17 protein-coding genes are annotated in these 21,309 nt (G+C 30.7%); 7 read left to right on the forward strand and 10 right to left on the reverse strand.

The annotated features are described in order from the left end of the window. Positions 1 to 41: 41 nt before the first annotated feature. From CC87_RS08510 to CC87_RS00230, 5 genes are all read left to right on the forward strand, one after another. Positions 42 to 1,160, forward strand: coding sequence for a sensor domain-containing diguanylate cyclase (locus tag CC87_RS08510; RefSeq protein ID WP_051920352.1), 1,119 nt, complete (start codon positions 42 to 44; stop codon positions 1,158 to 1,160). Between the two features lie 134 nt (positions 1,161 to 1,294). Next, on the forward strand, positions 1,295 to 1,933 hold the full coding sequence (locus CC87_RS00215) for an EAL domain-containing protein (RefSeq protein WP_038054857.1): 639 nt from the start codon (positions 1,295 to 1,297) through the stop codon (positions 1,931 to 1,933). Between the two features lie 22 nt (positions 1,934 to 1,955). Beyond that, complete coding sequence (locus CC87_RS00220; RefSeq protein ID WP_038054859.1) at positions 1,956 to 3,914, forward strand: aldehyde ferredoxin oxidoreductase N-terminal domain-containing protein; 1,959 nt, start codon at positions 1,956 to 1,958, stop codon at positions 3,912 to 3,914. A 190-nt stretch (positions 3,915 to 4,104) separates the two neighbouring features. Beyond that, on the forward strand, positions 4,105 to 5,040 hold the full coding sequence (locus tag CC87_RS00225) for a hydrogenase small subunit (RefSeq protein WP_038054861.1): 936 nt from the start codon (positions 4,105 to 4,107) through the stop codon (positions 5,038 to 5,040). Between the two features lie 34 nt (positions 5,041 to 5,074). After that, positions 5,075 to 6,772, forward strand: a complete 1,698-nt coding sequence (locus tag CC87_RS00230; RefSeq protein ID WP_038054863.1) for a nickel-dependent hydrogenase large subunit — start codon at positions 5,075 to 5,077, stop codon at positions 6,770 to 6,772. A gap of 47 nt (positions 6,773 to 6,819) precedes the next feature. On the opposite strand, the gene hypD is transcribed toward CC87_RS00230, so the two are convergent. From hypD to CC87_RS00275, 9 genes are all read right to left on the reverse strand, one after another. Next, on the reverse strand, positions 6,820 to 7,944 hold the full coding sequence (gene hypD, locus CC87_RS00235; protein WP_038054865.1) for a hydrogenase formation protein HypD: 1,125 nt from the start codon (positions 7,942 to 7,944) through the stop codon (positions 6,820 to 6,822). Further along, a complete protein-coding gene (locus CC87_RS00240; protein WP_038054867.1) occupies positions 7,907 to 8,146 on the reverse strand; it encodes a HypC/HybG/HupF family hydrogenase formation chaperone in 240 nt (79 codons plus the stop codon). Before CC87_RS00240 ends, hypD begins: the two co-directional genes overlap by 38 nt. Before the next feature lie 4 nt (positions 8,147 to 8,150). After that, positions 8,151 to 8,750, reverse strand: a complete 600-nt coding sequence (locus tag CC87_RS00245; RefSeq protein WP_038054869.1) for a CDP-alcohol phosphatidyltransferase family protein — start codon at positions 8,748 to 8,750, stop codon at positions 8,151 to 8,153. Further along, complete coding sequence (locus CC87_RS00250; protein ID WP_038054871.1) at positions 8,738 to 10,273, reverse strand: YifB family Mg chelatase-like AAA ATPase; 1,536 nt, start codon at positions 10,271 to 10,273, stop codon at positions 8,738 to 8,740. Before CC87_RS00250 ends, CC87_RS00245 begins: the two co-directional genes overlap by 13 nt. A gap of 96 nt (positions 10,274 to 10,369) precedes the next feature. Further along, entirely contained in the window at positions 10,370 to 10,738 is a 369-nt protein-coding gene (gene atpE / locus CC87_RS00255; protein ID WP_038054873.1) for an ATP synthase F0 subunit C, read from the reverse strand. An 85-nt stretch (positions 10,739 to 10,823) separates the two neighbouring features. After that, complete coding sequence (gene atpB, locus CC87_RS00260) at positions 10,824 to 11,576, reverse strand: F0F1 ATP synthase subunit A (RefSeq protein WP_038054875.1); 753 nt, start codon at positions 11,574 to 11,576, stop codon at positions 10,824 to 10,826. An 18-nt stretch (positions 11,577 to 11,594) separates the two neighbouring features. Further along, positions 11,595 to 12,029, reverse strand: coding sequence for a hypothetical protein (locus CC87_RS00265; RefSeq protein WP_038054879.1), 435 nt, complete (start codon positions 12,027 to 12,029; stop codon positions 11,595 to 11,597). Further along, the gene (locus tag CC87_RS00270) at positions 12,017 to 12,286 is read right to left on the reverse strand and encodes an AtpZ/AtpI family protein (protein ID WP_038054881.1); all 270 of its coding nucleotides are present in this window, start codon (positions 12,284 to 12,286) and stop codon (positions 12,017 to 12,019) included. Before CC87_RS00270 ends, CC87_RS00265 begins: the two co-directional genes overlap by 13 nt. Positions 12,287 to 12,417: 131 nt before the next feature. Continuing rightward, positions 12,418 to 16,614, reverse strand: a complete 4,197-nt coding sequence (locus tag CC87_RS00275; RefSeq protein WP_038054883.1) for an acyl-CoA dehydratase activase — start codon at positions 16,612 to 16,614, stop codon at positions 12,418 to 12,420. 168 nt (positions 16,615 to 16,782) lie between these two features. On the opposite strand from CC87_RS00275, the gene rlmD reads away from it, so the two are divergent. Then, complete coding sequence (gene rlmD, locus CC87_RS00280; RefSeq protein WP_038054885.1) at positions 16,783 to 18,078, forward strand: 23S rRNA (uracil(1939)-C(5))-methyltransferase RlmD; 1,296 nt, start codon at positions 16,783 to 16,785, stop codon at positions 18,076 to 18,078. On the opposite strand, the gene CC87_RS00285 is transcribed toward rlmD, so the two are convergent. After that, positions 17,999 to 18,823, reverse strand: coding sequence for an RNA methyltransferase (locus CC87_RS00285; RefSeq protein WP_038054887.1), 825 nt, complete (start codon positions 18,821 to 18,823; stop codon positions 17,999 to 18,001). The two genes, rlmD and CC87_RS00285, sit on opposite strands and share 80 nt — an antisense overlap. A gap of 479 nt (positions 18,824 to 19,302) precedes the next feature. On the opposite strand from CC87_RS00285, the gene CC87_RS00290 reads away from it, so the two are divergent. Beyond that, positions 19,303 to 21,303, forward strand: a complete 2,001-nt coding sequence (locus CC87_RS00290) for a CoB--CoM heterodisulfide reductase iron-sulfur subunit A family protein (protein WP_084222145.1) — start codon at positions 19,303 to 19,305, stop codon at positions 21,301 to 21,303. The last annotated feature ends 6 nt before the right edge of the window (positions 21,304 to 21,309 follow it).

Raw genomic sequence — 21,309 nt, forward strand, 5'->3', positions numbered from 1 at the left:
TTTTTTGAAATAACAATTTATTAAACCAAAAATAATTAAAAATGAAATATCAAATAGCTTTTTATATTAACAGAAAAATTTTAAAATCAAGAACAAGGGTTTTTATTTTTTCAATATTTTTAACTTTAGCTATTTCAATTTCCACTATATTTGTTGTTACTAAATGCATTTATGATCAGGCTTTATCTCTTTCTACTTTGTATATTCATCATGAATTAAATTTTTTTGAAAAATTGATAGATCTTTATTATCCTGGAGAATGGGAGATTAGAGATGGTAAACTTTATAAAGATGGAATTCAAATAAATCATAATTATCAAATAGTAGATCTTTTTGAAAAACTTTCTGGGGATACTGCAACTATATTTCAAAATGATACCAGAGTTACAACTACTATAAGAGATAGTTCAGGAAAAAGAATTATAGGAACAAGAGTTAGCAAACCCGTAGCTAAAAGAGTTTTGGTAGAAGGGAAAGATTATTACGGTATAGCTGATATCTTAGGTAAAAAATATATAACAGCGTATAGACCAATTAAAGACAAAAATGGTAATATTATAGGGATTTTATATACAGGTGTACCTCTTTCATATTTTGATGATATAAAAAGAAAACTTTATTTTATAATAGGGGTTCCTTATCTTCTTTTGGTAATAATTTTTATAATAACTATATTTTTTATTTTACAATGGGCTAAAACTCAAAGTTTATCTATAACAGATCCTTTAACAGAGATATACAATAGAAGATACTTTATAGAAAGATTAAAAACTGAGATGGAAAGAGCTAAAAGGTATAATATCCCTTTGTCTTTAATTATAATTGATTTAGATGATTTTAAAAAAATAAATGATACTTATGGTCACATGGTAGGTGATAAAGTTCTCAAGGCTGTAGCTCAAACCTTGAAAAATAGACTTAGAAAGACAGATATTTTAGCTCGTTGGGGAGGAGAAGAATTTATTATTTTATTACCCAATACTCCTCCTGAAAAAGCGGTCTTTTTAGCTGGAGATTTAAGGAAAAAAATAGAAGAAATGAAAATTCCTGGTGTTAAAAAAATTACAGCAAGTTTTGGAATTACAGGATATTGTATAGGAGATGATATAAATTCATTAATAAAAAGGGCAGATGATGCCATGTATGAAGTGAAAAAATAGGAAAAAATCAAATTTACTTAAAAAAATGTGAAAAATAACATGTATCAATAAATCAAAAGGTTCTAAAACTTGATATAAATGTTAAAATTAAAATTATTAAAAATTAAATTTTTAAAAATTTTTTAAAATAAAAAATGAATAAAATAGAAGAATTTTTAAAAAAAGAAGAATTTTTAAAAACTTTAAATGAATATATTAATAGTTTTTCAAGGGAAAATATATTCTTAATTTACCTTGATATAAATGATTTTTTCTTAATTAATGTTAATTATGGATTTGAAGTAGGGGATCTTGTTTTAAAAGATTTTGCTAATTATCTAAGAAAGAGCTTTGAAAATTTTGATATTTTATGGGGTTGGCTAAGTAATGATCAATTTATATTAGCTGTTTTTGAAATTACTGAAAATTCCTTAGTTAATTTTTTAGATGCCTTTCAGTTATTGGATGAAGAATTAAAAAATAAAAAAATAAAATTGGCTATAGATGATTTTGAAGCAGGTTATGCTTCTTTTTCTTTTTTGCTTAAAATAAAAGCTGATTTTTTAAAAATTGACGGAGTTCTTATTAGTCAAATAAATAAGTCTTTTAAATATAGATCTGTTATTAAAGGGATAGTATTTTTAGCTAAGGAGCTTGGTTTAAAAACCATTGCAGAATTTGTAAAAACTAAAGATGAAATAGAAATATTAAAAAACTTGGGTATAGATTATTTACAAGGTTTTTTTCTATCAAGGCCTTTATCTTATGAAGAATTTAAAAAAGTTGTTAATTAAAAAATAAAAGGAGAATAAGTCTATGGTTACTTATAAAGTTTTATTTATAGATGTAGAAAAAAAAGACTGGAAAATCAAAGAATATCCTATACCTCCATATTTAGGGGTAGTAGATATAGGAGTAAGAATTCATTTAGAGGAGTTAGAATCTTGGAAATATGATATCTTAGATTCTAAGAATGCTTTATTTTTAGGAACAGGGCCTTTTGCAGGGGGAAAAATATTTGGAACTCATAGAATGGTAGCAATATTTAAAAGTCCAGAAAGCTATGGTCTTCATGTTTCTGAAGTAGGAGGTGTGGGTTATAAATTTATAGGATCTGGAATTAATGGAATTGTTATTATAGGTAAAAGTCCTAAGCCTGTTTTGATTTTTATTGAAGGTAAAGAAAAAACAGAAGTTAATTTTAAAGAATTGGAGGAAGAAGAGCTTTACCAAATTTTCAAAGAATATAAAAATGAGACAGGAGCTTATGCTTTAACTTTATGGTTACTTGAAGAATATAACAAATTTTTTTTAGAAAATAATGCCAGAGCCATAGTAGTAGGACCTGGGGCATTTCAAACCAGATTAGGGGCACTTGTTTCTATAGATGTTAACCCTGCAAAAAAGGAACTAATCATAGGAAGTGAAGATTTTGCAGGGAGAGGAGGAGCTGGTTCAGTTTTAGCTCAAACTCACAATGTAGTGGCTATTATCGCAGGAGGAAATATAAAACCTGATTTGCCTAAAACATTTTTGAGTATTAAAGAGTTTAATAAATACTTTAAAAGTATTACAGGAAGAGATTTTATTTCTGCAGTTAATTCTGCTACTGTTAAATATAGATTTAATCCTAAAATAGGAACAGGAGGAACTTTTGGTTCAAATTACCCTCATTATAAAGAGTGGCTTTTAAGTTTTGGTTATAACAGCATTTACTTGAAAAAGAATTTTAGAAAAAAAATAGCAGAACTTATTCTTGAGAATTATTGGAAACCTTTTAAAGAAAAAACTTCTGAAAGATCCAAAGCTTGGAAAACTTGTGGGGAGCCTTGTCCAGTAGCTTGTAAAAAAATATGGAATACCAAAAAGGTGGATTATGAACCTTTTCATGGTATAGGACCGTTAATAGGGGTTTTTGATTTAGATATAGCTTCTCACATAGTTGATTTTATGGATAAAACAGGTATTGATGCTATAGGAGCAGGTCATATTGTTATCTTTATTTTAGAAGCAATAAATAAAGGCCTATTAAAACCTGAGGAGGTAGGTATTACATGTTTACCTAATTTGGATCCTTTCATTCTAAATCCTGAAAGATGGAAAATAAATGGAAAAATAGCTTTAGAAATTTTAAGTAATCTAATAGAAAAGAAAACCGAGGTTTTAAAACTTATAGCTGAATTAGGTTTAAGAGAGGCTATTCAGAAATTGAATATAAAATATGAAGAAAGAATAGAAAAAATAGGACTTTCTTTTTATGATATAGCTATTTATCAACCCTATGGAGAAAAGGGATATATGACACCTAATTTTTACTGGACTCCTGGATTTGTTCTTCCAATTTTTGTTACAGGAAAATACTGGACTGAATATTCTTTAGCTTTTGGCTCACCAGAAGAGTTTGCCAAGTTAGTATATGAAAGAGCTATAAAAGAGCTTGGTATTTCTAATGCAGGTTTTTGCAGATTTCATAGAGGTTGGGCTGAAAATTTTTTGGAAAATATTTATAAACTAATTGGAATTGAAGATTTTGAAGAAAAAATGAAAGAAGTTTACAAAAATATAGCTCTTTATAATATCAAAGCCAAAGCTATTCCTCAGCATCTGGAAGGAGAAAAAGGTATAGATATTTTTTATACTTTAGCTGAAGAACTAAATGTTCAAAGCTGGGCAGATAGGTTTATAAAAGATAAAAGACGAACTTATCAAGAGTGGTTTGAACGATTTTTTATTACTTACCTTGGTTTTATTGGTTTGAGTTCTAAAGAAATTTAAAAATATAAAAGTTTAATAAAAAAAGAAAATTGGCAATTAATTTTAAATAAATTCAAATAATTTCAAATTGTTCAAATTTTTATAAATAACTTTTTAATAATTTTGAATTTTGATTAAAAATTATTCTTGCCTTTTTTCACAAAAAGATATAAGATAAATATTACTAAATTCTACTTTAAGGAGGTTTGACATGTTAAGATTTGGAGAAATAAGTAGAAGAGATTTTCTTAAAATATGTACTATTGTAACAGCAAGTATGGGTTTACCATATTCTATGGTAGATAAGGTTTCAGCAGCTTTAAAGAAGGGGCCCAAACCTACTGTTATTTGGCTTCATTTTATGGAATGTACTGGTTGTACTGAATCTCTTTTAAGGGCTTCACATCCACCTTTAGCAAGATTTCTTTTGGATATTATTAATTTAGAGTACCATGAGACTCTTATGCCAGCTGCAGGAAAGCAGGCTGAAGAAGTTTTACATGAAGCCATGAAGACCTATAAAGGTGAATATATCTGTGTAGTAGAAGGAGCAGTTTCTACGAAGGATGGAGGTATTTATTGTAAGATAGGAGGTAAACCTGCTATTGAAATTTTAAAAGAAGTTACAAAGGATGCAAAATTAGTAATTGCTTTTGGAACTTGTGCAGCATTTGGTGGAGTTCAGGCAGCTAAACCAAATCCAACTGGTGCAGTAGGAGTAGGAGAGGTTATAGGTAATAGTAAGCTTATAAATATACCAGGTTGTCCACCTAATCCTTACAATTTCCTTGCTACAGTAAGTTATATTTTAACTTTTGGTAAACTTCCTGAGCTTGATCATTTAAGAAGACCAAAATTTGCTTATGGAAGGCTTATTCATAATCATTGTGAAAGAAGAGCTCATTTTGATGAAGGAAGATTTGCCGAGAAATTCGGAGATGAAGGATATAAAAAGGGCTATTGTTTATATAAACTTGGTTGCAAAGGGCCAATTACTTACTCTAATTGTCCTGTTCAAAGATTTTGTGATGTAGGGGTATGGCCAGTCGGTGCTGGTCATCCTTGTATAGGTTGTACAGAACCTAATTTTTGGGATAATGCTTTTCCTATTTATAAGCCGGTTATGGATATAGAAGGAGAAAAATAATAAAATTTTAAAAATATAAAAAGGAGGGGAAATTATGGCTCAAAGGATAACAATAGATCCGCTTACAAGAATTGAAGGACACCTTAGAATAGATGTAGAAGTAGCAGGAGGAAAAGTCGTTAATGCCTGGTCTTCTACTCAAATGTGGAGAGGTATAGAAGTTATTTTAAAAGGGAGAGATCCAAGAGATGCATGGGCTTTTACTCAAAGAATTTGTGGAGTTTGTACTACTGTTCATGCTATAGCATCTGTAAGAGCAGTAGAAAATGCTCTTGGGATGGAAATTCCTCTTAATGCTCAATATGTAAGGAATATTATTTTATGTGCTCATGGTATACATGACCATATGGTTCATTTTTATCATCTCTCCGCTTTAGACTGGGTGGATATAATTTCTGCTTTAAAGGCTGATCCTAAAAAAACTGCAGAACTTGCTCAAACTATATCTGATTGGGAAGGAAATAGTGTTACCTATTTTAAAAGTATAAAAGAAAAATTACAGAAATTTGTAGAGAGAGGGCAGATTGGTCCTTTTACCAATGGTTACTGGGGACATCCTCAGATGAAACTTCCTCCTGAAGTCAACTTATTAGCTGTAGCTCATTATCTAACAGCTCTTGATTATCAATTTAATGCAGACAAAGTAGTTGCTATTTTGGGTGGTAAAAATCCTCATATTCAGACTGTAATAGTAGGTGGTGTTGGGTTAGCCATTAATCCTGATAATGAAGCTACTTTAAATATGGAGAGACTTGACTATATTCGTGAATTACTGTTAAGAGTAAAAGAGTATACTCAAAAAGTATATCTCAATGATGTAATTGCTATTGGATGTCTTTATAAAGACTGGTTTAAAATTGGAAGAGGTGTTACCAATTACTTAGCTGTTCCTGATTTACCTCTTGATACCAAAGGCACCAAATTTGATCTTCCTGGTGGAACTATTTTTAATGGAGATCTTTCCACTTATCATCCTATTAAGAGCTTTAATGATCCTTATTTCAGAGATAATATTACTGAGACAGTGGCTCATTCATGGTATAAAGATACTGGTCCAAGACATCCTTGGCAAGGAGAAACAATTCCTAATTATACAGATTTTGATCCTAATGGAAAATATAGCTGGGCTAAAGCTCCTCGTTTTAAAGGGGAACCTATGCAAGTTGGGCCATTAGCTCAGGTTTTAATGGGAATTGCTTCTAAACATGAACCTACTATGAAATGGGTAAATTACGCCATTGAAAAAGCCAAAACACTTGGAGTTAATCTTACTGTTAATGATCTGCATTCTACTATGGGAAGACATTTAGCTAGAGCTATAAGAGCTGCAGTTTTAGCTGATCTTGCTTTAAAACATCTTGATCTATTAGAAAAGAACATAGCTAAGGGAGATTTAGAGATCTGGAATGAGGTAAAATTTCCAAGAAGAGAAATCAAAGGGTTTGGTTTCCATGAAGCTCCTAGAGGAACTCTTTCTCATTGGGTTGTAATTGAAAGAGGAAAAATCAAAAATTATCAGTGTGTAGTTCCTTCTACATGGAATGTAAGTCCAAGAGATGAAAAAGGAAAAAAAGGACCTTATGAGGCAAGTTTAATTGATAATCCTATAGTTGATCCTGAAAAACCTTTAGAAGTATTAAGAACTATTCATTCCTTTGATCCCTGTATCGCCTGTGCTGTTCATGTTTTAGATTCTAAAGGTAAAGAAATTAAAAGAGTGAAAGTGTTATAAAAAATAAAAAAGGCGGGGAATTCCCCGCCTTTTTTATTTTTTAGATCTTAGATCTTTCTATATTTAAAATAAGCTAAACAAGCTCCTTCTGAAGAAACCATACAAGGACCTATAGGGTTTTGTGGATTGCATACTTTTCCAAAAAGTTTACAATCTGTAGGTTTTTTAAGACCTTTTATAACTTCTCCGCATAAACATCCAGGATTTTCCTTAGGAGGATGTAAATTCACTTTAAAAGCCTTTTCTCCATCTAAAAATTCATATTTTGGAGAAATAGCATAAGCACTATTGGGTATTTCTCCTAAACCCCTCCAGGGGAAAGTTTTTCTAATGACAAAAGCTTCATTTAAAAATTCCTTAGCTTTAATATTTCCTTCTTGAGTTACAGATCTGGTATATTGTATTTCTACTTCACATCTATTTTCTTTTATTTGTTTAACAATCATATAAATAGCCTGTAATAAATCTAAGGGTTCAAAACCAGCTATTACTATAGGAGTCCCATATTTTTTAACTATAGGTTCATAAACTTTACTTCCTGTAATAGTGCTAACATGGCCAGGACCTATAAAAGCATCTATAGAAGGTTTTTCTTTGCTTTGCAAAAGAAAATCTAAAACAACCAAAGCTAAAATATGATTAGAAATTATCCATAAATTTTTAATTTTCAAATCATAAGCCTGTTTAATTAATACTGCGGTATGAGGAGCAGTAGTTTCAAATCCTATAGCAAAAAATATGATATTTTTATCTCGATTTTCTAAAGCTAACTTTAAGGTTTCCATACAAGAAGAAACAGGTTTTATATTATACCCTTCAGCTCTTAATTTTAAGAGACTTATTTTATTAGACCCTGGAACTCTCATTAAATCACCATAAGTACAAAAAATAGTATTTGGAATTTTGGCTAATTCAATAGCCATATCTACACGTTCTAAAGCTGTTACACAAACAGGACATCCTGGACCATGTAAAAAATTTATATAGCCCTTTAAGAGTTCATCTAAACCATTTCTTAAAATAACATGAGTATGTCCGCCACAAAATTCCATTATATTTACAGGTTTACCATAATTTTCTATTTCTTTTTTTATAGTTTGAACTAATTTTTTAACTCGTTCGGGGTCTTTAAAATTATTCCATAATTGGCTGAGTTCTTTTGAGTATTTCATCCCAATACCTCAGAGTTTCTTCAGCTTCTTCAGGATTTAATTTCTTAATAGCAAAACCTACATGAACTAAAACCCAATCACCTTCTTTTACAGGTTCAGGTAGCAAATGTAAAGCTATTTCAGTTTTTACTCCTTGAACTTCTGCTATAGCTGTCCATTCATCTTTTATTTCTATAATTTTATAAGGGTAGGCTAAACACATAAAATCACCTCTTTTTTTGTTTATATTGTTTATATACATATAAAATTCTTTGTAAAGCTGTAAAATGGGTGAAAATAGAAATAAAAATTAAAAAAAGAGTACAAAAATCAAACAAGAGAGCAAGTATAAGAAGAAACAATCTTTCAAATCTGGTAAGAAATCCTATTTTACATTCAAAGCCTGCTCCTTCTGCCCTTGCTCTGGTATAACTAACCATTAGAGAGCCGGTAATACCTAAGAAACTTAATAAAACCCCATAAAATAAATTATTGATTAAAAAATAATAAGTAAAAGCTAAGAAAACAAAAATTTCTCCATATCTATCTAAGGTAGAATCTAAAAAAGCTCCAAAATGAGTAACTTGGTTTGAGAAGCGTGCTAAAGCTCCATCAATTGCATCTAAAGGAGCAAAAATTAAAAGTAAAATACCAGCAATTAAAAATTTTCCACAAGCTATAAAATAGGAACTTATAACAAAACCTGTAAAACATAAAATAGTTATAATATTAGGATGAATTTTTAAATTTGCTAATACTTTTACTATAGGTAAAAGTAAAGGTTGAGATAATTGTCTTACTGTATCATTAAAGCTTAATTTTGCCATAAAGACCTTTCCAAAACTCTATATTGGATAGCTTCTGCAAGATGTTGTTTTAATATTATTTCACATTCTTCTAAATCTGCAATAGTACGAGCAATCTTTAATATTTTATGGATAGCTCTGGCTGAAAAACTAAATTTATCAGCAGCTTTTTCCAAAAATTCCTGAGCTTTTAGTTCTAAGACACAAAATTTTTTAATTTCCTTAGGTTTTAACCTGGCGTTTGTTTTTAAAGGGGAATTATATCTTTTTTCTTGAATTTTTCGTGCTTTTATAACTTTTTCTCTAATAGCTTTAGAATTTATTGAAGAATTTTTAGAATTTTCTTTTAAAAGGTCTTTAAAATCAACTGCTGGTATTTCTAAATGAATATCAATTCTGTCAATAATAGGCCCTGAAATTTTATTTCTATATCTTTTAATTTCTTGATAAGTGCATTGACATGGTTTGGTAGGATGACCATAATAACCACATCTACAGGGATTCATGGCACATATAAGCATAAATTTAGAAGGATAAGTAACTGTAAAATTTGCTCTTGTAATAGTGACTTTTCCATCTTCTAAAGGTTGTCTTAAAGCTTCTATGACATCTTTTCTGAATTCTGGAAATTCATCTAAAAATAAAACTCCATGATGTGCTAAACTTATTTCTCCTGGTTTAGGAGGTGTTCCTCCACCTATTAATCCTACCTCAGAAATTCCAAAGTGAGGATTACGAAACGGACGGGTTAAAATAAAAGATTTTTCAGAAGATAAAAGCCCTGCTACAGAATAAATTTTAGTAGTTTCTAAAGCTTCTTCATAAGTTAAAGGAGGGAGAATAGTAGGAACCCTTTGAGCTAACATGGTTTTTCCTGCTCCAGGAGGCCCTATCATTAAAAGATTATGTCCTCCTGCTGCAGCTATTTCAAAGGCTCTTTTAGCCATTTCCTGTCCTAAAACTTCTGCAAAGTCCTCTTCATATCTTTCTTCTAAATAAGAAATATTTGAATTATCAAAAGGTTCTGGAGTATAATCTCCTTTAAGATAATCTACCACCTCTCTAAGATGTTTAACTCCTATGATTTTAAAGTCTTTTACTAAAGAAGATTCTTTTAAATTATCATAAGGTATAATAATTTCTTTAAAATTTAATTCTTTAGCTTTTAAAACTGCAGGAAGAATTCCTTTAGTACTTTTTATTCTTCCATCTAAAGCAAGTTCTCCTATAAAAGCACGATTTTTTAATTTTTCCTTAGGAACAATTTCTATACCTGCTAATAAAGCTATAGCAATAGCCAGATCAAAACCGCTTCCTTCTTTTTTGAGATCAGCAGGAGCTAAATTGATAATAGTTTTTTTCATAGGAAACTTAAACCCTGAATTTTTAAGGGCAGACCTTATTCTTTCTCTGCTTTCTCTTATTGAACTATCTGGAAGACCAACAATAGTAATACCAGGTAATCCTAAACTAAAATCTACTTCTATTTCTACTGGAAAAGCGTCTATACCAAGAACTGAAAAACTGAAAGCTTGTGAAAGCATAATATTATTATAATTTAAAATAAAAATAAAAAAAGGCCATAAGGCTTTAACCCTATGGCCTTTTTATTTTTTAAATTTAAATTTTATCTAAACTGATTAACCACCCAAACCAAGTACATTTAAAAATTTGGGTAAAATTGGGTTAGCATAAAGTAAGATCAAAGCAATAACCAATGCATAAATTGTTAAAGCTTCAATAAATGCCAAACCGAGAATCATAGTAACTGTAAGTTTACCAGAGATTTCAGGATTTCTGGCAATACCTTCACAAGCACCACGGGTAGCATGACCCATACCTACACCACAACCAAGAGCAGCTAAACCTACACCTACAGCTGCTCCAAATACAATAGCAGCAAAAAATAAAGTGCTTCCTGCGGCATTACCTGCTGCTTCTGCTGCAAATGCAGGATTTGCAAAAGCTAAACCTAATACAAACAAAGCTAACAGAACAGCTCTTTTCATACCCTCACCCTCCTTTAAAAATTTTTTGAATTATTCAGAAAATTCTTGCCAAGAAGGTATAGCCCCCTTGGCAAAATTCTCATTTTTAATGTTCTTCTTCAACTGCTCCAGCAAAATAAGCCAAACTTAAAACTATAAAAATCAACATCTGCACGAAAGCTACTAATACACCTAAACACATAATTGGTAAAGGAGCAAAAAAAGGTCCTGCTAAAAAGGTTAAAAGACCAAGCAAAAGTTCTTTTGACATCATATTTCCAAAAAGTCGGACAGAAAGAGAAATAATTCTTCCTATATGGCTAAAAATTTCTGTAGGAATCATTAAAGGTGCTAACCAAATCATAGGTCCCATAAAACTTTTAAAATATCCCAATCCCCTGAATCTAAGACCTAATAAATGATAATATATAATTGTAATAAGTGTTAACCCAAGAGTAACATTAAGATTAGCAGTTGGACATGTGCAACCAGGTATTAATCCAATAAAGTTAGAAAAAAGAATAAAAAGAGCAAACATTACAATTAAAGGATAAACTAAAGGAACAATATTAGGTTTGCCATCCTCACCATGAGGAACATTTTCATAAGTAAAATTATATAAAGCTTCTAAAACAAATTCCCAAAAATTTTGGAGACCACTTGGAATAAATTCCATTTTCCTTGTTCCAAGAATAGCTAAAACAATTAAAAGTATAGAAATAAAATATCCATAAACCATATGAGGAGCAAAAATTTTGGCTAAAATTCCGTACTTATCAGCATGATGATAAAAATATTCCCCAGAGGGAATCCCTAATTTTTGCAAAATTAAACATAAAAACAAAATAGGTTCTTCCATATTTTACCCCCCTTACTTTTATGCTATTTCTTTTTTATTTAAAAGTTTTAAAGTCATTAATGTTAAAACAAAATATATTAAAGTAAATCCTAATAATATATATATTATATTAAAAGAAAATTTCAGCAAAAAATAAACAATTAGCCCTATAGCAGTTAACTTTAAAAAAGTCTTCAAAATTAAAATATTTTCACCTTTATAAGAAGGTTTTTCCATGTTCTCTGAATCATCAGAGGACATAACTACTGTCTCTTTAAACATTTTTATAAAATCTATCCCTTCCCTTTTGGTTGTTCTAAAATTAATAAAACCTAAAAATCCTCCAATAAAAAAAGAAATCATCCACATTAAATTTTGGCTAATTAACAACACCAATAAACTACATACACATATACTTATTAACATAAACTTTTCTACATTTTTAAAAAACCTTTCAGGATTTATTCTTTCCATTTATTTTCTTCCTCTTCCACTTCTTTCATTCGTTTTTTACTGTAATAAAATAAATTTTTAATACCCCCTGCTGCTCCCAATAAAATTCCTAAGGTAGTAATCCATGGAAAAGTTTTGCCGTGTAATAATTTTTCTTCTATAAACCATCCAGTTATAGCACCTGCAAAAATGGAGCCAACAACTGCTATACCTATTGTTAAACTATCTGTTAAAGTCTCTATTAAAAATTTTAAACTACTTTGCTTTTGCTTCTTCAAAATTATTTTACACTCGTTATAGTCTAAATTAATTTAAATCAGATTTTTTTAAAAATCAACCATCAAAAAATAATAAAATAAGTCATATATAGAAATTTTATTCCATAATTTTTTATTTTATTTTTATTTTTTTAAAATTTTGCTTTTTTACTGTTAAAAAATTCCTTTACCTGTTCTACAAAAGCCTCTATTCTCATCTTTGTGCCTAAGGACTTTTGTCCATCACAAGGAACTGTAAGAGTTGGAACTTTTTTACCTTCCTCTTCTTTTATCCTTTTTAAAATAGCAGTCACCACATTACCAGGCATACAGGCAAAAGGAATTACATTTACAATTCCATAGATCCCATTATGTAAATACTCCACAGCTTTCCCTATGGAGAGAAGAACTTCTCCTCCTTCATATTGAACATCTATATATTTTTGGGTTAATTTCATCAAATTTTCCACCTCTGGCTCTTCTGCTGTATCAAGAAAATCTTTTACTAAATTAGAAAACTTTTTCTCCTCCCACTTTAGATACTGGCTTTCAATTATATATCTTAAGACAGTTTTTAAAAGACCCAATTTTTTAGCCCATTTCTTGGAAGTATAATTTATAAAATGAATCCATTCTGTAATGGGAGGAAGCCAAACCTCAAGTCCTAAATCTTCTAAAAATCTATATAAGTTTTCGTTAGCAAAACGATTGCTTCTTACATAAATTTCTCCTACTATACCAACTACAGGTTTTTCTTCTTCCTTAACAGGGATTTTAGAAAAAGCTTTTTTAATTTCTAAAAGGATTTCTATCAAATCTCCTTTTTCTTCTATAGTTCTTTCTATCTTAGAAAGACTTTCCATATACAAATTTTCCACCTCTTTCTTATCCAAAGCATAAGGTCTGATTTCTCTTAAAAATTTATCTAAAATATCTACAGCTATAATACCTCTCCAGGCTATTTTCATAAAATCTCTTCCCAAAATATCCAAATCTTCATAAAATTGTATATCTTGCTGTAAGGAATAAACAGGCATTTTTATTCCTAAGTCTCTCAGGATTTTTTTATGAAATTGATTATACTGCCCAAACCGGCATGGACCTCCGCTATTAGGCATAAAAAAGATGCTTTTTTCTGGATTAAAATTAGGAGAATTTATCAACTTTATTAAATCTCCAGTAGTTAAAACAGTAGGATAACATTCCTTACCTGAAGTATACCTTCTTCCTAACTCCAGACTTTCTTCATCAGGTTCAGGTAAAACTTCAGCTTTAACACCACAGGCTCTAAAAGCTGCAGCTAAAATCCTGGCATGGTCACACATATAGGGAATATATACAGTTCTTCCATCTGTAGGTCTAACTCTTATCTCAAATTTTTGCCTTTTATATTCACATTTTTTTATTTTATTTTTAATGCTATCTACAAAAGCTTCTAAACGTGTAACCATTCCTGCTTCAGCACTGTGTTCATCTATTTCAAGCTCAAGAGAGGGTTTATTTCCTAATATCTCTTCAAAAAAATGCTGAATAAAAGAATCGGGTCCGCAAGAAAAATTGGTAAAAAATACAGGAAACAAATTAGGTGTTTCTCTAATAATGTGAGCAGCTAATAAAAATCTCTGTCCATATTCCCAATACATATTTTTAAAATCTTCTAAGGCTTCATAATTATCAAATTCATCTAAGGGCAACATATCAACAGGAAGTCCTACTACTCCAAGTTTTTTAATTTTATAATGAAGACCTAAATTTGCCCCTGTATCAAAAGCATTATAAGGTCTTCCTACAATTACGAGAATAACTTGATCTTTAAACTCTCTTAGAATTTCTTTTCCTCTTTTTCTTAACCAATCATGAAAGCCTTTTTGAGCTTCTTCTCCCTTTTTCCAAGCCTTTTTAGCTTTATTCACAGGAATATTTAACATTTGAGCTAATTGTTTTATTTCATCATTTATGATAAATTTAGGCCTACCAAGATGCAAAACAGGACTTATAACTTCAGTTCCTAACTCTTTAAATTTTAAAGAAGCTGGACTTATCCAAGGAACGCTCTGCACATAAGGACAAACTTTACCAACTTCAAAAATGGGATGCTCAGGTGGAAGATCTGTGATTTGGGGTAAGAAGATTTTTTTTATTCCCATATTCAATAGAGCTTTGATATGACCTAAAGCAATTTTTATAGGAAAGCAAGGTTCTGCAGGAGCAAGTTCGCACCCAATTTTAATTATCTGTTTAGAAGTAGGAGGAGATAAAACCACTTTATATCCTGCTTCTTGAAAAAAAGTAGCAAATAAAGGAAGCCATTCAAAAAATTGCAAAATTCTTGGTATACCAATAATTTTATCCTCTTTAAAATCTCCTTCTACAGGTTTCACATAGGAGAGAAGCTTTTCTTCTCTTTCTAAGGTTAAATTAGGAATGTTTTCTGGAGCTTTCCTATAATCCACTTCATACTTTTCACATCTACCTCCGTAGTAATAAGGTTTGCTTCCTTCTATACAAACTTGATGAATTTCACATTGATTAGGACAGCCTTTACACTCAAAGGTTTTGATGGTATATTTTACTTTGCTTAAATCAAATCCTCTAAATCTTGTTTCTCCTTTAGTTTCTTCTTTTGCTAAAAGTGCAACTCCTATAGCTCCTGTCACCTCATGATGAGGAGGAACAATTATGGGTTTGCCCAAAACTTTCTCAAAAGCAGCTACTACTCCTTTATTAAAAGCAACTGCCCCTTGAAAGAAGATTTTTTTGCCTATTTTTCTTCCCTCTACCACCTTATTTAAATAATTATAAACTATGGCATAACAAAGACCTGCTATTAAATCTTTTTTAGGAAGTCCTTGCTGTTGATAATGTAAGAGATCTGACTGCATAAAGACTGTGCATCTTTCTCCGAGTTTAAGAGGAGCGTTACTTTTTAAAGCTATATCTCCAAATTTCTCAATAGGAATTCCCAATTTGACAGCTTGTTCCTGTAAAAAAGAACCTGTTCCTGCAGCGCAGGCTTTATTCATTGTAAAATCTGAAACAGTTCCTTTATCTAAATAAATGTATTTAGAATCCTGACCCCCTATTTCAAAAATAGTATCAACTTCATGGTCAAGGAAAAGGGCTCCATAAGCTTGAGCAGTAATTTCATTTCTTATAACATCTGCTCCCACGAAGTCTCCTATTAAATACCTTCCAGAACCAGTTGCTCCTACACCCTTTACTATAACCTTAGAAGGAAGTTTAGCTTTAAGCTCAAGAAGTCCTTTTTTAATGCTTTCTAAAGGTTTGCCCTGATGAAGCATATAGACTTTAGCAATTAAGTTTGCGTCTTTATCTATAGCTACTAATTTAGTGCTTACAGAACCCACATCTATTCCAAGATAAACTTCTAAACCATCTTCTATTTTTACAGCCCATCTCTTTTTTTCTATTTTGCGAGTAAATTCTTCAGATAATTTTAAAGATTCAAAAGGGATTAAAACAGGATGCCTGGGTGGATTATAATTTCTTTCTTTCAGATATTTTCTCAAGATTTCAGAGCCTTTATATTCAGAGGCAGCCTTTCTTTCTAATCCATAAAGCGCTGCTCCTATAGCTCCCATTATTTTAAAATATTCTGGTATTATTAGCTCATCATCTTTAAGTTCAAAAATTTCTTTAATAGCACGTCTTACTCCAAGATTAGCAGCTACTCCTCCTTGAAAAATAAGAGGAGGTAGAATCTCTTTACCTTTTGCTAAATTACTTTTCAAATTTCTTATGATAGCAAAGCAAAGCCCAGCTATAATTTCACAATCAGGAACAGCGGCTTGTTGAAGATGAATCATATCGGATTTAGCAAAAACTGTGCATCTACCTGCTATTCTTGGAATATTTTTTGCTTTCAAAGCTAAGCGAGAAAATTCTTCTATAGTATAGCCAAGACGAGCAGCCTGTTGTTCTAAAAAAGAGCCTGTTCCTGCGGCACAAAGAGTATTTAAAGCAAAATCTTCTATTTCTGGAATGCCTCTTTCATGAGTAATAAAAATAAGCTTAGAGTCTTCTCCTCCTATATCTATAATGGTTTTTACCTGAGGATAAAAAAAAGTAGCAGCTTTAGCATGAGCTATAACTTCATTTATAAAAGCACTTCCTAAAATTTGAGAAATTGTTTTTCCTGCTGTTCCTGTGCAGGTTATACCTGAAAGATTATTATCAAATTTTTTTTCTACTTCAGAAAGAATCTTTTCTGCAGTTTCTATAGGTTGTCCATTGGTTCTTTTATATTTCCAAAAAAGTATATTTTTATTTTCATCAAGAACAGCCACTTTAGCTGTTCCTGATCCTACATCTAATCCAACATATTTCATATTGTTTCCTCCAAAAAATTGACTTTTTTAAAAAAATTAATACTTTCTTAAATTTTTTAAAGAAAAAAAGAAAAAGCAAAGCTTAAAAACAATTTTAACAAAATTTTTAAAATCAGTAAACACAAAAAACTCTTGGCAAAGCTTGGTAATATAATATATTATAAGGCTGTGAGGCCTATTGTAAAAATAGAAAAATTAGTGTTTGGTGGAGATGGTTTAGCCCGTCTTCCTGATGGAAAAGTAGTTTTTGTTCCTTATTCTATTCCTGGAGAGGTTTTACAGATAAGAATTACAAAAGATTATGGAGATTATGCTGAAGCAGAAATAGATAAAATTTTGGAAGAATCAACCTTTAGAAGGAAACCTATATGTCCTTATTATAAAATTTGCGGAGGTTGTCAATTACAGCATATCACTTATGAAGCTCAATTAAAAATAAAAAAAGAGATTCTCTATGATACTTTTAATCGCTTAGGGTGGAAAGAAGATATACCATTAGAAAAGATAGTTCCTTCTCCTAAGGAATTTCATTATAGGAATCGTCTCAGACTTCATGTAGAAAATGCTCAGTTAAAGATGGGATTTGTAAAAAGGAAATCTTATGAAGTTTTAAAAATCGAAAAGTGTTATTTGGCAGAGGGAATTTTAAATGAAATTTTATCAAAACTTTATAAAAATCCTTCCTGGGTTAAACTTTCCATTTATAGCAAAAGAGTAAAAATAGAATCCTCACCTGAAGAAAATAAAGCAACTCTTATTTTTTGGACTTCACTTAAACCTTTAGAAGAAGATATAGAAGGATTAATAGAAATTAAAGAGATAAAAAGTGTTTTTTATTGGATGAAGGGTCGTCATCCAGAAGGTCCTTTTCCCAAAGGAAGTTCCTTTGGTGGACGAAGAGTTTTTAAGAATATAGATAGTATTTTTTACTATGTTCAACCTGGGGTTTTTGTTCAAACTAACTGGAATATAAATTGTGCTATTATGGAAACTATAAGATCTTGGAATTTGGATTATGAAAATGTGCTTGATTTACATGCAGGTATAGGAAATTTTATTTTTCCTCTTTTGATTAATAAAGAAGCAAAAAAATTCTTAGGAGTAGATACAGATCTCAGAGCTATAGAAGATGGCCTTTATATTGCAGAAAAACAGGAAATAAACGGAAGATTAGATTTAAGGAATATGAGTGCTATGGAAGCTCTTTATGAAGCTTTAAAAATGGGAGAAATTTATGATTTGGTTCTTTTAGATCCTCCAAGAGGAGGATGTAAAGAGTTGTTAAGACTTTTACCAGAAGTAGCAAGAAAGTATATTATCTATATTTCCTGCGATGCACCTACCTTTGTAAGAGATATTAAAATTTTAAAAGAGAAATATGATCTTAAGAAACTGGTTCTTTTTGATATGTTCCCCCAGACCTATCATTTTGAGTTGGTTGGTCTTTTGGAAAAGAAAGTTTAAGCTCTTTCCCAAGTGCCCAAAGAAGTTGTCTGCAAAATCCTTGGACAATTTTAACTTCTTTAGAAGTGAGCTCAAGTTTTGAAAGGAAGCGTTTAATGTTGGTAAACCAGAGGATTTTGTTTTCATGAGGTATGTAATCTATAGCTTTTAAAGTGGCTTCAATGATACTATACATGATATTCAATTCTTGCTGAGTGGCTAACACGGGTTTAGGAAATTTGGGAATACTGGCTTCTTGAAAGATCTCATAAAGAATTATAACTATAGCTTGAGCTATATTTAGAGAGGCATTTTGAGTAGTGGGAATAGTTATAACTTTATCGCAATAAGAAAGCTCTTCATTTGAAAGCCCAAACCTTTCATTCCCAAAAAGAAGAGCTATTTTGTTATTTACAGAGAGTTCACAAATATAAGGAGCTAATTCCTTAGGAGTATAATAAACCATGCGTTTTCTTCCAAGACGTGCAGTAGTTCCTATAACATAATTAAAATCTTTTAAAGCAGAAGGAAGATCAGGAAAAATTTTCATATTTTCTAAAATAGTTATCCCAGCTTTAGTAGCCATAGCTTTCATTTTTTCTTCATCTATAGATTCAGGATTAACAAGAATAAGATTGGAAATGCCGAAATTAGCACAGGCTCTGGCAGTAGATCCTATATTTTCACTATACATAGGATTTACAAGTACTACAGCTATGTTTTCTAATTTTGCTTTTACGGGCTCAGAGACAGGTCTAACTTGCATAGGTTAATTTTATTCTTGTATAGGAGATTGTCAATAATAAATAGAGGTTGGTATTACAGTTTCTATTAAAAGTTAAAAAAATTTTCTTAAAGAGGTTGCTTAAAGAATTAATATTGGTATAATTTATCGCTGTCTAAATTTACCCAAAAATATACGGAACATAATACTTATCTTTATTAAAAATTTTATAAAATAAATAAAATTTATTAAAAAAATAATAAAAAATACAATATTTTATAAAAATTTATAAAACTTTTTTATCAAAAATTGAAAAAATTTTTCCTAAAGAGGTTGCTTTAAAAAATAATATTGGTATAATTTATTATCATCTGAGTATGTAATAGTATACAAAAAGTAAAATTTATCTTTATTAAAAATTTTATAAAATAAATAAAATTTATTAAAAATAATAGAAAAGAATAATATTTTATAAAAATTTGTAAAACTTTTATTAACTAAAATATAAAAGGAGGGGCAAGATGCCGAATATAGGGGTGTATGTATGTCATTGTGGCGAGAATATTAAAGGGGCAGTAAATATTCAAGAGGTAGTTGAATATGCTAAAACTTTACCAGATGTGGTTGTGGTTAGAGATTATTCCTTTATGTGCTCTGATCCTGGTCAGAATTTAATAAAAGAAGATATTAAAAAAGGCTTAGTTGATAGAGTTGTAATAGCATCTTGTACTCCAAGAACACATGAGCCGATTTTTAGATCAGCAGTAGAATCAGCAGGATTAAACAAATATTTTTGTGAAATAGCTAATATTAGAGAACAATGCAGCTGGGCTCATTGGCATGATAAAAAAGGAGCTACAGAAAAAGCCAAAAAATTAATAGCAAGTGCTGTAGCAAAAGTTAAATTAGCAAGACCCTTAGCAGATCGTTTTGAATCTGTAGAAAAGTCTGTGTTAGTAGTAGGTGGTGGTATTACAGGAATGTTTGCTGCTATTGATCTGGCTGAAATGGGCTTAAATGTATATTTAGTAGAAAAAAATCCTTCTATCGGTGGAAATATGGCAATGCTTGATAAAACCTTTCCTACTATGGATTGTTCTGCATGAATTATCACTCCTAAAATGGGCGAGGTCGCCCGTCATTCTAATATCAAATTAATCACCTATGCAGAAGTAGAATATGTAAAAGGATATGTAGGAAATTTTGAAGTCACTATAAGAAAAAAAGCTAAATATGTAGATTGGGATAGATGCACCGGATGTGGTCACTGTATAGAAATTTGTCCTACCAAAGTTCCCGATGAGTTTAACTGTGGTTTAAGCCAAAGAAAAGCAATTTATATTCAATTTCCACAAGCAGTTCCTAAAAAGGCAATTATAGATGCGGAAAATTGTCTTTATTTCAGAACTAAAAGGAAAACCGGAAAAACAGTATGTCAAATTTGTTATAAAGGAATTCCTTCTAAAGGAATAGAGGGATGTCCTGCTAAAGCTATTAATTATGATGATAAAGATGAATATATAACTATCAAAGTAGGATCTATAATTTTGGCAACAGGTTTTAAGGTGATGGATAAACATCATTTTAAAGAATATTCCCCAGATTGCCCTGATGTTCTTACTTCTATGGAATTTGAAAGAATATTATCTGCTACAGGGCCAACAGAAGGAAAGTTGAAGAGATTATCCGATGGAAAAAAACCAAATAGTATAGCTTTTATTTCTTGCGTAGGAAGTAGAAGCCAGAAATATCATACCTATTGTTCTAAAATATGTTGTATGTACATGCTCAAACATGCCAGAATATTAAGAGAAAAATATCCAGATATAGATGTTTACTTATTTTTTATTGATGTGAGAACAGCAGGAAAAGATTTTGAAGAATTTTATGTATTTACTAAACAACTTGGAGTGAAAATTATCAGAGGAGGTCGTGTATCAGGAGTAGATGTAAAGCCTGATGGTAAGTTAAGAGTAAAGGCTTATGATGTTGATTTGTGTAGTCCTGTAGAAGTAGATGTGGATATGGTAGTATTAGCCACAGCTGTTGAACCAGCTATTGATACAGAAAAATTAAGCAAAATATTTAATGTTTCTCGTGGAAGAGAAGGCTTTTTTAAAGAAGTGCATACCAAATTATATCCTGTAGAAACTTCTGCCAAAGGTGTATTTATAGCAGGATGTGCTCAAGGACCTAAGGATATTCCAGAATCTGTAGTTCAAGCAAGAGCCGCTTCTTCTGCAGCCGCAGCTTTGGTAATACCTGGTAAGATCAGATTTGAGGCTATTTTAGCAGAAGTAGATAAAGATAAATGTAGTGGATGTGGATTATGTGGTCAGTTATGTCCTTATAGTGCTATTAAACTTGAAAGTTATGATGGAGTATATAAAGCAAAAATAGAACCTGCTCTTTGTTCTGGATGCGGAACTTGTGCAGCAGCATGTCCATCTAGAGCTATAACCTTCCATGGGTTTACTACTGAACAAATAGAAGCACAAATTGATGCTTTATTGATAGCATAAAAAGGA

It is taken from the genome of Thermodesulfobacterium hydrogeniphilum, from assembly GCF_000746255.1.
Classification (GTDB): Bacteria; Desulfobacterota; Thermodesulfobacteria; order Thermodesulfobacteriales; family Thermodesulfobacteriaceae; genus Thermodesulfobacterium; species Thermodesulfobacterium hydrogeniphilum.

Coding starts and splice junctions, on each gene's coding strand:
- atpB (WP_038054875.1), bottom strand. CDS start 11,576: ATGGAAGAACCTATTTTGTTTTTATGTTTAATTTTGCAAAAATTAGGG.
- CC87_RS00220 (WP_038054859.1), top strand. CDS start 1,956: ATGGTTACTTATAAAGTTTTATTTATAGATGTAGAAAAAAAAGACTGG.
- CC87_RS00285 (WP_038054887.1), bottom strand. CDS start 18,823: ATGCAAGTTAGACCTGTCTCTGAGCCCGTAAAAGCAAAATTAGAAAAC.
- CC87_RS00265 (WP_038054879.1), bottom strand. CDS start 12,029: ATGGAAAGAATAAATCCTGAAAGGTTTTTTAAAAATGTAGAAAAGTTT.
- CC87_RS00215 (WP_038054857.1), top strand. CDS start 1,295: ATGAATAAAATAGAAGAATTTTTAAAAAAAGAAGAATTTTTAAAAACT.
- hypD (WP_038054865.1), bottom strand. CDS start 7,944: ATGAAATACTCAAAAGAACTCAGCCAATTATGGAATAATTTTAAAGAC.
- CC87_RS08510 (WP_051920352.1), top strand. CDS start 42: ATGAAATATCAAATAGCTTTTTATATTAACAGAAAAATTTTAAAATCA.
- CC87_RS00225 (WP_038054861.1), top strand. CDS start 4,105: ATGTTAAGATTTGGAGAAATAAGTAGAAGAGATTTTCTTAAAATATGT.
- CC87_RS00240 (WP_038054867.1), bottom strand. CDS start 8,146: ATGTGTTTAGCCTACCCTTATAAAATTATAGAAATAAAAGATGAATGG.
- atpE (WP_038054873.1), bottom strand. CDS start 10,738: ATGAAAAGAGCTGTTCTGTTAGCTTTGTTTGTATTAGGTTTAGCTTTT.
- CC87_RS00275 (WP_038054883.1), bottom strand. CDS start 16,614: ATGAAATATGTTGGATTAGATGTAGGATCAGGAACAGCTAAAGTGGCT.
- CC87_RS00245 (WP_038054869.1), bottom strand. CDS start 8,750: ATGGCAAAATTAAGCTTTAATGATACAGTAAGACAATTATCTCAACCT.
- CC87_RS00230 (WP_038054863.1), top strand. CDS start 5,075: ATGGCTCAAAGGATAACAATAGATCCGCTTACAAGAATTGAAGGACAC.
- CC87_RS00250 (WP_038054871.1), bottom strand. CDS start 10,273: ATGCTTTCACAAGCTTTCAGTTTTTCAGTTCTTGGTATAGACGCTTTT.